The sequence below is a fragment of the Shewanella vesiculosa genome (assembly GCF_009994065.1).
GTDB classification, from domain to species: domain Bacteria; phylum Pseudomonadota; class Gammaproteobacteria; order Enterobacterales; family Shewanellaceae; genus Shewanella; species Shewanella vesiculosa.
In genome coordinates, this window is sequence record NZ_JAACSD010000005.1 from 196,981 (window position 1) to 211,350 (window position 14,370).

Genomic DNA, 14,370 nt, shown 5'->3' on the forward strand with positions numbered 1-14,370 from the left:
CGTATAATGTATTGATACTTCATTAGGCACCGATAAATTTATTTAGCGGTGCCTATTCACTTTGAGAAAAGGACACTTAACATGATTAAATTTATTGCCGCAGCAGGCTTGTTTACCCTCAGTGCAGGAGCTTTCGCTGCAAGTTGTCCTGATTATCTCAATGTTGAAGCCCGCAAATTACACTCTGAAGAAAACGTCAATCTATGTGAACTCACCCAAGGTAAAGCAGTATTAATTGTTAATACCGCCTCCCATTGTGGCTTTACACCTCAATTTGAAGCACTTGAAGCCTTGCACAAGCAATATGCCGACAAAGGTTTAGTGGTTATTGGTTTTCCATCAGATGATTTTTTTCAAGAAGAAAAAGACGAAGCTAAAACCGCAGATGTATGTTTCATCAACTACGGTGTCACGTTTACCATGGTGTCAACATCACCCGTGAGAGGTAGTGAAGCCAACTCAGTGTTTAAATATTTAGGTGATAAAAGTGGCCAGCCAAAGTGGAACTTCTATAAATATGTTGTTTCAGGTGATGGCAAAACGGTAAAAGAATTTAGCTCTCGTGTTAAACCCGATAGCGATGAATTGATAAAAGCGATTGAGTCCGTTCTATAAATGGTTAGCTTATCCAAATGAGTTAGCTAGGATAATTAGTTAACTTAGGATAGCGTTAACTAATATAGCTATTTAATCGAGATAATAGTTTAATTGAAATAGACGTTTTAGAGCGCCGATCGATTTGATCATCAAATCGATAACTAGCGCTCTTTTTGTGTTAATCGAAAGCGATATAATTATAATTTCATCTCACAAGTTACTCATACTGTGATGTATTTATAAATCCATACTAATAACGGAGAAGATACTTTGGCTAGATTTTCAGGGCTAGATAAAGAAACCGGTCACAAAGCGCGTGGCAAAACCGGTGTATTATTATTAAATCTAGGTACACCAGATGCACCAACCGCATCAGCTGTTCGCATCTATTTAGCTGAGTTTTTGGCGGATCCTCGAGTCGTCGAAATTCCAAAACTGATATGGATGATTATTCTTCATGGGATTATTTTACGTATTCGTCCAGCTAAATCAGCAGCCTTATACAAACAAGTGTGGACCGAAGCCGGTTCGCCTCTACTCGACATTAGCCAACGTCAGCAAGCCAAACTAGCCGATAATTTACACGCGCAAGGGCATGATGTGAGCGTCCATTTGGCTATGCGTTATGGTTCTCCATCAACGGCCAGTACCCTGCAAGCAATGCACAAGCAAGGTGTAGACAATTTAGTGGTTTTGCCTTTATACCCACAGTACGCGGCTCCAACAACGGGTTCGGCATTTGATGCTTTAGCCAAAGAATTAATGAAATGGCGTTATATTCCCGCACTGCACTTTATTAACACCTACCATGACAACCCTGATCTTATCGATGCGCTTGCAGCATCGATTGAAAAAGATTTTGAACAACACGGAAAACCACAAAAACTGGTGATGTCTTATCATGGTATGCCTGAACGCAATCTGCATTTAGGCGATCCTTATTATTGTTTTTGTATGAAGACAACTCGCTTAGTGGTAGAAAAATTAGGCCTAACTGAAGATGAGTATGTGGCAACATTCCAGTCTCGCTTTGGCAAAGCTAAATGGTTACAACCATACACAGACGTAACCATTGGTAGTCTTCCTGAAAAAGGTGTTACCGATATCGCGGTTATCTGCCCAGCATTTAGTGCCGATTGTTTAGAAACCTTAGAAGAAATTAAGGGCGAAAATCGTCACGTATTTGAAGATGCAGGTGGCAAAAACTTTAGATACATCGAATGTTTAAATGACAATGATGATCATATCAATATGATGGCAAACCTTGTTAAACCTTTTCTATAATTATAGGGCGTGACTCCGTCACTGCTAGGGCGCTTCGCTTCTAGGGCGGACTGCGTCCTGCTAGGGACAGCTTCGCTGCTAAGATCCTTGGCCGCTATGCGGCTAGGCTGTTGATTTTATAGAATCTAGCCGCGTAGCGTCCTAGCAGCGCAGCGCTCTAGGCTGTTGCGTACCTAGGCTTTTAGCTTTATATCCTCGCCTCTGCTTTTATGATTTGTTAAACTCAAATAAAGTTTTATCGCTAAAGAAATAATATGAGAATAGATCCTAATATCGCATTAGTTTATAGCACTGATAAAGGTCGTATTGAACAACCTAAACCGCAAGTTGAAGTACCAAGCGGTGATGGTATCGTGCGGATTCACAAAGACAGTAAAGGCCGAAAAGGTAAGGGCGTTAGTGTGATTAAAGGGCTCGAGTTAGATGAAAAAGCCCTAAAAGAGTTAGCGCAAAAACTTAAGAAACAATGTGGCTGCGGTGGTACAGTGAAAGACTTCTGCATTGAGGTACAAACCGACAATCGCGAACAAATAAAATCCATATTAGAAAAGTTGAATTTCACCGTGAAATTGGCGGGTGGATAATACTAGTGCTTGTTGGTCTGTGGTGGTCAATATTTATTCGAACCCTTCGGGCAATCTTTTTAGCGGCTTTATACTGCATTATCGCTTGTTGATCTAGTATAACTACATCAACAAGCCTGCCTTGTGTGACATGGCTACAAATCGCGGTAAAAATCATCTTGAAAGACCAACAAGCCCAGGCTAACGCACTATTGGGGAGAGAATATGGATAGCTTAAAAGACCACTTTTTAATTGCCATGCCATCGTTAGATGATACATTTTTCGAACGCTCAGTGATCTACATTTGCGAGCATGATCAAAAGGGGGCGATGGGCATCATTGTTAACCGTCCAATAGGTTTGGAGATTGAAGAGCTGCTTGAGCAAATGGAGTTGTATTTATCGCCTGAGTTTTTATTCTCCCTCGACAGCCAAGTACTCATTGGTGGCCCTGTTGCTCCGGATCGAGGCTTTGTACTGCATACGCCGCAAAAACATTGGCTCAATAGTACTGAAATCAGTGAGGAGACAATGCTAACATCTTCGCGAGATATATTGGCCTCGATTGGCTCAGACAAGTCCCCAGAAAATTTTGTGGTAGCACTTGGTTACGCGGGTTGGAGTAAAAATCAACTGGAACAAGAGATTGCCGACAATACCTGGTTAACAATCAAAGCTTCGGCCGAGTTATTATTTAACGTAGAACCTGAACAAATGTGGCAGTCGGCCACCCAACAACTCGGTTTCGATATTTGGCAAATGTCGAGTCAAATAGGCCATGCTTAACAATAGTTCGCTGCGCTTCTAGGGCGGACTATGTCCTGCTAGGGGGCAGCTGCGCTGCTAAGATTTATAGAATCTAGCCGCGAAGCGTCCTAGCAGCGTAGCGCTCTAGGCTGTTACTTTTAAAGCGTCCTCTAAAGATTCAAACAAAGAGATACACATGCAACCACAAACCGTTTTAGGCTTCGACTATGGCACCAAAAGTATCGGTGTCGCTATCGGTCAAGCCATCACTGCCAGTGCCACGCCTTTATTATCGATCAAAGCGGTTGATGGCATTCCTAATTGGGATGATATCGACAAATTATTGAAAGAATGGCAACCTGATCTTGTGGTCGTTGGCTTGCCATTAAATATGGACGGCACTGAGCAAGAGATGACTCAACGAGCTCGAAAATTTGCTAATCGAATTAATGGTCGATTTGGTGTCAAGATTGCCACTCAAGATGAACGCCTAACCACTGCAGATGCCAAAGCGCGCTTATTCGAATTAGGTGGTTTTAAAGCATTAACCAAAGGCCAAGTGGATGCCGTGTCAGCGGTGTTAATTATCGAAAGTTATTTCGAAAACCAATTCTAACTTAATGCCCAGATGCTAGTGTCGCTTCGCTGCTAGGTCGTGACTGTGTCACTGCTAGTGTCGCTTCGCTGCTAGGTCGTGACTGTGTCACTGCTAGTGTCGCTTCGCTGCTAGGTCGTGACTGTGTCACTGCTAGGGTCGCTGCGCTACTAGGACGTGACTGCGTCACAGCTAGGGTTGCTTCGCTGCTAGGATTTTATAGGATCTAGCAGCGTAGCGTTCTAGCATCTAGGCTCTATAGCTTGCCATCACTTCATTTGCCCCAAAATGGTGCATTTTTTATTCATCGTTGCACATATCTTCTTATCTTGTTCAATACACCTTTCTACCTCATCTTTATTTTTAAATTAATAAAACCAACTATATCAATGATTAAAGTCTATTTGTGCTATTAAGGTGCAAACTTATTACGTTTGGCACATATCCTGAATCTATCTTAAGTAAATCGGATTAGATTAAGCGCGATAATGACTCATTCGCTATATTTATTACTTGTATAGCACTTAGCCGCGTAGCGTTCCTAGCAGTGACGAAGTCACGCCCTAGCGCCTAGAACCTCGCAGCGCAGCGATCTAGCAGGACGCAGTCCGCTCTATGCTTAGTTTCGTTCAATGATTGAAAAGGACTGGATATGACAACACGACCACTTATCTTTACTGACATAGATGGCACTTTACTTGATCATTTTGACTACAGTTTTAGCCATGCGATTGAAGTGATTGAAGCATTGAATGAACGGAAAATTCCGATTATTGCCAATACTAGTAAAACCTTTGCCGAAATGGAAAAGCTGCAACAAACCATTGGTTTTAATTCACCGTTTATTTCAGAAAATGGTGCGGCAATATATATCCCTATTGGTTACTTTGACCAACAACCACAAGACACATTTACCCAAGGGTATTATTGGGTAAAAGAGTTTTGTCAGCCGCGAGAATACTGGCTTGATTTGTTAACACAACATGCACAAGCATTTAACGATGACTTTATTGGTTTTTCATCTCTATCAGTTGAAGCATTATGTGAGATCACCGATTTATCGCCAGATAATGCCAGGTTGGCTTTGATTCGGAATTATGCCGAGCCAGTACTTTGGCAAGGCAGTGAAGCTAATAAACAAGTCTTTATTGAATTAATGACCCGTGTTGGTGCACATATTCTGCAAGGAGGACGCTTTCTTCATGTTGGTGGCGATACTGATAAAGGCAAAGCGATGCAATGGTTAGCTGGTGTCTATTCCAAGCAATATAACACTCCAGTGACCACCATTGCACTCGGTGACAGTGGTAATGACAACGCCATGCTCGAAGCTGCTGATCTGGCAATCCAGATCAAATCCCCTGTTCACGAGTTTCCTTCATTAGCGACTAAAAATCCCAGTATCAAAAGTAGTGAATTTGGCCCTAAAGGTTGGGCTGAATGCATTAAACAAACTCTACTGTCGTCATCGGCTGAATCACCTGTAAAGCAACTATCACTAGGAGGGGCGTAATATGGCCGATTTTTACCAAAATGGCATTGTTACCACAATGCATAATTTAACCCGACGTAGCCATGAAGAGCTGGAGCAAGATTTAATAACGTTTTCAAAAACGCGTCCGTTGGGACTCATTTTGCCATCCTTGTATTCAGAGCTAGAAGGTGATGCCCTTAAAGATATCGTCAGCAAATTAAAACAGGTGCCGTATTTATCCGAAATCGTGATTGGCTTAGATAGAGCCGATCTTAAGCAGTACAAACACGCGTTAAGCTTTTTTGGAGAATTACCACAGCATCACCGCATTTTGTGGAATGATGGCCCACGCTTACAAGCGCTGGATGCAAAATTACAGGCATTAGGATTAGCCCCCAAAGAGTTGGGTAAAGGTCGTAATGTATGGTATTGCATGGGCTATATTTTGGCTTCAGGCAAAACGGAATCGGTTGCGTTGCATGATTGCGATATTGTCACTTACGAAAAGTCATTGCTGGCTCGTTTACTTTATCCTGTAGCCAATCCACAGTTTAATTACGAGTTTAGTAAAGGCTATTACGCGCGAATTTCAAATGGGCAAATTAATGGTCGAGTGTCACGCCTATTAGTTACGCCGTTGATTAAAGCGCTTAAAAAAGTAGTCGGTTATAACGAATATTTAGAATACATGGACAGTTTTCGTTATCCATTAGCAGGTGAGTTTTCATTTAGACGAGACGTGCTCAATGACCTGCGTATTCCAAGCGACTGGGGCTTAGAAATTGGTGTGCTATCAGAAATGCAGCGCAATTATTCCCATAACCGCATTTGTCAGGTCGACATTGCTGATAATTACGACCATAAACATCAAGACTTATCATTGGATAATGAAGAAGCTGGTTTGTCTAAAATGTCGATTGACATTACCAAAGCCTTTTTCCGTAAACTGGCGACGCAAGGACATACTTTCAGCAACGAATCCTTTCGAACAGTCAAGGCGACGTATTACCGCATTGCACTCGATTATGTCGAAACCTACCATAACGATGCCATCATGAATGGCCTGACCACGGACATTCATTTAGAAGAAAAAGCGGTAGAAATGTTTGCCCAAAATATCGTTACAGCAGGGCAACGCTTTTTAGATAATCCAATGGAAACTCCGTTTATGCCAACCTGGAGCCGAGTGGTGAGTGCCATGCCCGATGTACTTGAGCAGCTTAAAGACGCAGTTGAGGCCGACAACGCTGAGTTTAGTTAACGTAAACGATTAACTAGGACACTTTATGTCAGTAATGGATGGATTACAGCAAAAGCTGCAGCAACAACTTAGCTGCATTTATAATGATATCGACATTAATATCAGCCTGTCAGCATTGGCAACTCAGCTTATTGATATCATGCGTATCACAGAGTATTGCCAAGTACCTGAGCCTTTTGCAAATCATTGGTCTGAAAAAGACATCATAATGATCACTTATGGTGACAGTGTGATCCAACAAGGCGAGCGACCACTCACCACACTGGCACAATTTATCGACAGCTATCTAAGTTGCATCAATGCAGTGCATATTTTACCCTTTTTCCCTTACAGTTCAGACGATGGCTTCTCAGTTATTGATTATTCAAGCGTCAACGAAGGGCTAGGTTCGTGGGCAGACATTAGTGCTATTGCCAGTAAACGGAGGTTAATGTCAGATTTAGTGATCAATCATTGCTCTAGTCGGAGCTTATGGTTTGAGAATTTCTGTAAAGGTGAGGGTATAGGTCATGATTACTTTTTTACTGCCAATCCAAATGATGACTTAAGCGCTGTCGTTCGGCCAAGAACCTCAGCATTATTAAGACCAACAGAAACACCTAACGGGACTCAACATGTGTGGTGCACCTTTAGCCATGATCAAGTTGATTTTGATTTTCGCAATCCACAAGTATTAATCGAGTTTGTGCGCATCATTCGTCAATATTTAGATGCCGGCGTGAGTATTTTTCGCCTCGATGCGGTGGCTTTTTTATGGAAAATAGTCGGTAACAAATCCATCAACTTAGCGCAAACCCATGAGGTGGTGCGTTTATTGCGGACCCTGATCGAGCATGCGCAGCAAGATGCCATTATTATTACCGAAACCAATATCCCCAACACTCAAAACTTAACTTACTTTGGTAATGCTAACGAAGCACATTGCATATATAACTTTTCCTTGCCACCTTTGTTGATCAACAGCCTTATTACTGGTAGCTGTTTGTATTTAAAGCGTTGGCTTATGAGCATGCCGCCTGCTCAAGATGGCACCACTTATTTTAATTTTATTGCTTCTCATGATGGTATTGGTTTACGTCCAGCGGAAGGCTTACTAGAAGATGATGAGATTGATACTCTGGTCGAGACAATGAAACTGTTCGGTGGCCAAATTTCATCCAGAACCACAGAAGATGGCCAGCAAAAACCTTATGAAATGAACATCGCCCTGTTTGATGCACTTCAAGGCACCACCAAAGGCAAGGACTCATGGGGGATGCAACGTTTCGTGTGCGCGCATAGCATTATGTTAGCCCTAGAAGGTATTCCAGGTATTTATATTCACAGTTTATTGGGAACTCGCAATGATTATGAAAAGCTGGCCAATACTTCGCATAATCGGGCTATCAATCGTCACCGTTGGGATCTCAACCAATTAACAGAGCAACTGAGTGATACTAACAGCGACCACAGCCAAGTGTTAACGACGCTCACTCATCTAATCAATATTCGTACCCAACAAATTGCATTTCATCCTAATGCGACTCAATTTACCTTACACCTTGGGTTACAGCTATTTGGTTTCTGGCGTCAAAGTCGTAATCGTAAACAAAGTATCTTCTGCATCAGTAATGTATCGGACCAAATTACTGATCTGCCCATTAATGAACTTAACCTTATTATTGCAGAATACTGGGTCGACCTATTAACCGGGCAGCAAATAGAAGACATCACCCAACCCATGCAACTGCAACCATATCAAACAGTGTGGATTAGTAATTAGGGCGCTACGCTGCTAGGTGCTAGGTGCTAGGTGCTAGGTTCTAGGAACTCGCAGGCTCGCCAGAGAGCGGACTGCGTCCTGCTGGGACAGCTTCGCAGCTAAGATTGAGTTGCTTCGCGACTAGGCTGTTGATTTTATAGTATCTAGCCGCGTAGCGTCCTAGCAGCGAAGCGCTCTAGGCTCTTCAACTATGAAATCTTGTTAACTTGACAACGCCTTTGCTCTCTATAAGCTAATAACAATTAACGTCTTGTTTTTTGGAGCCTGTATGAAAACCCTATTTATCGCTGCTGCAGTATTGGCATTGAGCGCATGTAGTACCTTAAAATCATCTTCAGACTTCGATCCGTCGGTATCATTTAATCAATATAAAACCTACTCATGGGTAGAGAAGAAGGTTGATGATGCGGGCTATCATCTCGATGGGCTCATGGATCAACGTGTTCGTGCTGCAATCGAAACCCAATTGAGCCAAAAAGGTATCAGTAAAACAGACAAGCAAAATGCAGACTTGCTGGTCAACTACATCACCAAAGTAGATAAAAAGATCAATATAGACACCTTTAATAGCCACTTTGGTTATAACCCATATTATGGTCCACGCTGGGGATTAGGTGGTAGTCTGCAAACTGAGACCACAGTTCGTGAATACGATGTTGGTACCTTAATGGTCGACTTAGTCGACAACAAAACAGGTAAGCTTATTTGGCGTGGCACAGTAGCTGATACTGTTCGAGATCAAAACACCCCTGAAGAGCGGATCCAGATTATCAATCATGCTATTGACACTGTTATGAAGGATTATCCACCTAAGCCGACACAGTAAACGTTGACGTTAAATAAACAACGCTAGTAAAAGCCTCGATTACCGAGGCTTTTTTGTTGCATAAACCTTTTTTTCATCAATGTTTGAGCATAAAAGACTTATTGTGATAAAGCGCATAAGGTTAACGATTTACACTTCAAAACAAGATTATACTGTGAGCATGCATAGAGTCAGTGACCTTTACTGATTAAGTTTTGTTCGATGTAAGAATATTAATCGAGGTGAGTGGATGTCGCCTAGCAATCTAAGCAACTATCACTTCGAGAAAATGCACTCAACAAAGAGTAAAACGTTTTAGCTGATCCTTCGAGCTGCGTTAGTTGGCCATTTCAAGGGGTTTATTGGCTTTTATGTGGCATAACGCTACCGCAAAGGCCCAGTGTTATCATTTATGTTTTTTCATAAACCAATAATGTGCAGCTACAACAAGCTTGGAAGATCAACAGAGCCTAACCTAGTTGGATCCTTACACTCGCAATGATGACATTATCGACTCAAGCTATAGGCCGTAATAGTTAATACCCTAAATGACACTGGCGAATCTTTCATTCGCTGTCTTGATTGATTTATCACTTTGTTAATACCTCAGATGTAGTGACAAAAATGGCACTTTTGACTCTCAAGTAAATCTTTTGCTGTGAATTACTGTTAATTACCACTTTTTAGAACACATAAATCAAAATTAACCGAATACCATATGTTAAAATTGTTTTTTCAACGTCGAATGATAAATCAATTAGTTACTCAATAACGACTTGTGTTTTTGATGAAAATAAAATCAACCGATGATTTAAACGCTGTATTTATAGGCATTAAGGCTTAAATACCCATTCAAAAGGATAGGGAAGTTTGCTAGTATCCTAAGCCGTGAATGGGACGTCACTTGTTCAGACTGATGAGCAAATATAAAAAGAGAGAGATAATGAAATCTTGGTATTTACTGTATTGCAAGCCACGGCATGAAGTCCGTGCTCAGCAAAATTTGGCTTTGCAAGAAGTCGAAAGCTACTTACCAATGATCACCCAACAAAAAACAGTGCGTAACAAACAGCAACTGGTTACCGCGCCTCTGTTTCCTAGCTATCTGTTCATCTATTTCGATCCTCAAATCACTAGTGTCAGCAAAATCCACAATACCCGTGGTGCTAACCGTATTGTGGGTTGTCGAGAAGACATGACTCCCATTGACGATAGAATTATTTCGGCACTTAAAAGACGTGTCCAAGGCTATGTGCCAGAAGAGATCAAGCCGTTAGACAAAGGCGATAAGGTCAAATTTATCGACGGACCGTTTAAAGATCTTGAAGCCATATTTGACGAGAACAATCCTGATAAGCGTTGCCATGTGTTATTTAACATTATGGGGCAGCAGAAACGAATTCTGGTTGAATTGACAAGTTTACAAGCAATATCAGCAACCGATAAACCGACTTAAACAAACTCTTTGTCAGAGAATAGCTGTTTTTGTTGTAGGAAATTGTCCATTTGTAAATTTAGGACTAATGTTTAAAAAGACTTTTTTACCCTTAAACGGTTAAATATTGTTCGTTTAAATAGTGTTTTTACTCTTTTGCAACATTATACAAACGTTTAGGTATTTTTTACTTGAGCATCCTAATCTGTTTTTGAGTATAATTCCGCGCTTGATTAGCGCTTGTTTCAGTTTAAAGCTAATAGAAAAATTAAAAATTCGTACAGCGAAGGGCATGTTGGAAGCCGTAATCCATGGGCGGTAGCGTGTCTTAAATAGGACGCTTCGCTACTAGGACCTAGAACCTAGAAGTGACGAAGTCACGCTCTCTGGCGAGCCTGCGAGTTCCTAGAACCTTGCAGCGCAGCATCCTCGCATGACGAAGTCACGCTCTCTGGCGAGCCTGCGAGCTCCTACAACCTTCTTATAAAAAATAATATTGGAGATATCTGGTGCTACATAAAACCAAAAACGTGTTACTAGCTGGCTTATCGGCCTTTATTATTTTAACCACCCAAGTGCAGGCTATTACCCCAACACCGCAAATGATTGAGCAGTTTAAACAATTGCCTAAATCTGAACAGGAAAGAGTTGCGCGTCAGTATGGAATAGATCCTTCAATGTTATCAGGCAGTGCCAATAGCGCTGTTAACGTAAGCAACCCTACTGTTGTTGAACCTCGTCAAAATCAATCAAATGAACAGCAAGAAAGCGCTAGAAAGAGTGAGTTTGATTTCAACCAAGACAGTGATAAAAACCAATTAAAACGTTTCGGCTACGAAATGTTTGCTGGTGAGCCAACCACCTTTGCACCTGTCACAGACGTACCTGTACCAAGCGACTATATGGTCGGCCCTGGCGATGTGATTAAAGTTCAACTTTATGGCAAAGAAAGCAACGAATACAGTTTAACCATTAATCGTGATGGCACAGTGCAAATTCCCGATTTAGGCCCAGTATCTGTTGCTGGACTAAGCTTTGCCGATTTACGTCAAGAATTATCTAAACGCATAAAGCAGCAAACGATTGGTATCGAATCTAATATCACCATGGGTGAATTACGTTCAATTCGCATCTTTATTGCTGGCGATGCTTACAAACCAGGCTCATATACTGTATCGAGTTTATCAACCATTACTCAGGCGTTGTTTGTCGCTGGTGGTGTTAACGAAATCGGTAGTCTTCGTAATGTGCAAGTTAAGCGTGGCGGTAAGTTAGTCGGCTCATTTGATTTATACGATTTACTGCTGCGAGGCGATGCTTCTGGAGACATCAATCTTCGTTCTGGTGATGTAGTGTTCATTCCATCGATTGGCGGGTTAGTAAGTGTCGCTGGTGAAGTGCAACGTCCTGCTATTTACGAGTTGAAAAAGCATGAAACTATTGCCGATGTCATCAATATGGCTGCCGGTATCAAGCAAGATGCCTATCCTAAAAATAGCAGTATCGAACGTTACAATGCTAATGGTTTGAAAACGATTATTAATGTTGATTTAACCTCAGATAAAGGCAACAACACGCTAGCCAAAGCTGGTGATTACATTCGGGTTAAAAGTGCTTCAAATCAATATGAAGACGCTATCACTGTGGTCGGTGCCGTGGTTCGCCCGGGTAAATATCAGTGGAAGCAACAACGTATTAGCGATGTATTACCTTCAATTTGGGGCGATTTATTATTATCTGCTGACCTCGACTACGGTTTAGTGGTTCGTGAAATCAACAAACATGGTGACATCGAAACATTGCAGTTTGCTCCAGGTGAAGCGATTACATCACCTAATTCTATTCAAAACATTGCTTTACAGCCTCGTGATAAAATTATCATCTTTAACTTCAGTGACGATACTCAAAACCGTTTTGAATTGAATTCATTAGTTAAAAAGCGTGTCAGCAAAGTTAAATCACTGAAAAGTGACTCACTACTGGATGCCGATCTGTTTAAAGCTGGATTTGAAACCTTAGACAATACCGTAACAAGCAAATATACCAATCAAATAGCCGGTGTCGCAGTAAATGTGCAATCATCTGAAGAGCAAACGCTGGTTAGCAGCGAAGTGGCTAAAATGCTGTCTAATTTATTTGAAGATCGTGATTTAATCAAACTCAGTAATGTTATGTCACGTAAAGAACTGCTGTATCCCATTGTGACCAAGCTAACTCAGCAAGGAAATTCACAACATGGCATTTTGATTGTTGCTATCGCGGGAAAAGTTCGCCATCCAGGTGTGTACCCGTTAACAAATTCAGCAAAAGTGACCGACTTAGTTAAAGCGGCAGGCGGCCTACTCGAAGGCGCTTATATTGAACGAGCTGAACTAACACGCACTCATACCACCTCAGCGGTATCCGATATTATTCACCAACAAGTTAACCTTTCTGCTGCGCTTAATGGTAACCAACAAGACAATATCGAGCTGAAAGGGCGCGATATGATGACGATTCTGACTACGCCAGACTGGCAAGAAAGAAAAGTAGTCGAAGTTAAAGGGGAAGTTAAGTTCCCAGGTACTTATAACATCAGGCGTGGTGAGACATTATCAGATGTTATCGCTAGAGCTGGTGGCTATACTGAGTTCGCTTATCCTTCTGCGGCAGTATTTGTCCGTGAATCAGTGCGGATGCAAGAACAGATTGAAATTAAAAAGTTAGCCGATCAACTGCGCCGAGATATCGCTACTCGTGGGGTATCAAAAGATGGCTTAAGCATTAATTATTCCGAAGCACAATTAATGTTAACTGACTTAGAAAACATCAAAGCCGTTGGCCGATTAGTTATAGACTTAAATGCGCTTAAGTTAGGTATTAAAGAAGCTGATGTTCAACTTGAAGACAGCGACGTATTGTATGTGCCAACCATTAAGCAAACCGTTGCCGTTATGGGTGAGGTTCAACATCCTTCAACTCACAGATTTAAAGATGGTTTAACCCTTGGCGACTATCTAGATATGTCTGGTGGCCCAAGAGAGCGCGGTGATGAAGACCGAGTTTATGTTATCAAGGCTGATGGTTCAGTGATGATGCCAACACAAAGTATTTGGTTTAATACCGACTCGCAAATTTCGGCCGGCGATACTGTGATTGTACCGCTAGACACTGAGTACAAAGATAACTTAACCCTTTGGTCGCAAGTCACGCAGATTATTTATAATACCGCGGTCGCATTTGCAGCAGTTTCAGGTATCTAAGAACTGGAGGTTCTAGAAACTCGCAGGCTCGCCAGAGGGCGGACTACGTCCTGCTAGGACGCTACGCTTCTAGGGTTTTATCGCAGGCCGTAGGCCGCTCTAGCAGCGAAGCGCTCTAAGATTCTAGATACAAGATACTCAATGTCAGAAGGAACTGATATGCGTTTCGAGCAATTGGATGTGTGGAAAAGAGCTTCTAGATTGTCTTGTGAAATTTATCTGTTTACTGAGTCAGTCAGTAATTGGGGCTTCAAAGATCAAATTACACGTTCAGGATTATCTGTTCCCTCAAACATAGCGGAGGGAGAGGAACGTGAAACCCTAAAAGAAAAGATAAGGTTTTTGTATTACGCAAAAGGGTCTCTAGGTGAGCTTGTAACTCAGTTATATATCGGAGCGGAAATCGAATACCTTGATAAACAAATAGCTATGTCGATGGTAAAAGAAGCCAAAGAGTTAGCTAAAATATTAGGTGCTCTTATTAAACAAAAACAAGCACAGATTAAAGAAGATAATGCCGATTACCAAACAAAGTGACTAATACGCAAGCTTGTGATTTCCGCTTGTATAGCAGCGAAGCGCTCTAACCAGTAATAAACTTAACA

Annotated in this window: 12 protein-coding genes; all 12 read left to right on the forward strand. The window is 41.7% G+C overall.

The window, feature by feature from the left end; translation table 11 throughout:
- Positions 1-81 precede the first annotated feature (81 nt).
- The 12 genes from GW828_RS05590 to GW828_RS05645 all read left to right on the forward strand — a co-directional run bounded on the left by GW828_RS05590 (position 82) and on the right by GW828_RS05645 (position 14,302).
- On the forward strand, positions 82-615 hold the full coding sequence (locus tag GW828_RS05590; protein ID WP_182698372.1) for a glutathione peroxidase: 534 nt from the start codon (positions 82-84) through the stop codon (positions 613-615).
- Between the two features lie 252 nt (positions 616-867).
- Positions 868-1,881, forward strand: a complete 1,014-nt coding sequence (hemH, locus tag GW828_RS05595; protein ID WP_273057717.1) for a ferrochelatase — start codon at positions 868-870, stop codon at positions 1,879-1,881.
- A gap of 254 nt (positions 1,882-2,135) precedes the next feature.
- Positions 2,136-2,465: a stress response translation initiation inhibitor YciH gene (gene yciH / locus GW828_RS05600; protein ID WP_124017189.1), complete on the forward strand. Its 330-nt coding sequence runs from the start codon at positions 2,136-2,138 to the stop codon at positions 2,463-2,465.
- A 204-nt stretch (positions 2,466-2,669) separates the two neighbouring features.
- The gene (locus tag GW828_RS05605) at positions 2,670-3,230 is read left to right on the forward strand and encodes a YqgE/AlgH family protein (RefSeq protein WP_273057718.1); all 561 of its coding nucleotides are present in this window, start codon (positions 2,670-2,672) and stop codon (positions 3,228-3,230) included.
- Between the two features lie 157 nt (positions 3,231-3,387).
- Positions 3,388-3,807 carry a Holliday junction resolvase RuvX gene (gene ruvX, locus GW828_RS05610; protein ID WP_011638297.1) on the forward strand — a complete coding sequence of 140 codons (420 nt, stop codon included), beginning with the start codon at positions 3,388-3,390 and terminating at the stop codon, positions 3,805-3,807.
- Positions 3,808-4,438: 631 nt separating this feature from the next.
- Positions 4,439-5,299: an HAD-IIB family hydrolase gene (locus GW828_RS05615; protein WP_273057719.1), complete on the forward strand. Its 861-nt coding sequence runs from the start codon at positions 4,439-4,441 to the stop codon at positions 5,297-5,299.
- A 1-nt stretch (position 5,300) separates the two neighbouring features.
- Complete coding sequence (locus GW828_RS05620) at positions 5,301-6,521, forward strand: glycosyltransferase family protein (RefSeq protein WP_273057720.1); 1,221 nt, start codon at positions 5,301-5,303, stop codon at positions 6,519-6,521.
- Positions 6,522-6,546: 25 nt separating this feature from the next.
- Entirely contained in the window at positions 6,547-8,283 is a 1,737-nt protein-coding gene (locus GW828_RS05625) for a sugar phosphorylase (RefSeq protein ID WP_273057721.1), read from the forward strand.
- 268 nt (positions 8,284-8,551) lie between these two features.
- Positions 8,552-9,109, forward strand: a complete 558-nt coding sequence (locus GW828_RS05630; protein WP_273057722.1) for a DUF4136 domain-containing protein — start codon at positions 8,552-8,554, stop codon at positions 9,107-9,109.
- A gap of 922 nt (positions 9,110-10,031) precedes the next feature.
- The gene (gene rfaH / locus GW828_RS05635) at positions 10,032-10,544 is read left to right on the forward strand and encodes a transcription/translation regulatory transformer protein RfaH (protein ID WP_273057723.1); all 513 of its coding nucleotides are present in this window, start codon (positions 10,032-10,034) and stop codon (positions 10,542-10,544) included.
- Positions 10,545-11,032: 488 nt separating this feature from the next.
- On the forward strand, positions 11,033-13,765 hold the full coding sequence (locus GW828_RS05640; RefSeq protein ID WP_273057724.1) for an SLBB domain-containing protein: 2,733 nt from the start codon (positions 11,033-11,035) through the stop codon (positions 13,763-13,765).
- Between the two features lie 159 nt (positions 13,766-13,924).
- Positions 13,925-14,302, forward strand: coding sequence for a four helix bundle protein (locus GW828_RS05645; RefSeq protein WP_273057777.1), 378 nt, complete (start codon positions 13,925-13,927; stop codon positions 14,300-14,302).
- The last annotated feature ends 68 nt before the right edge of the window (positions 14,303-14,370 follow it).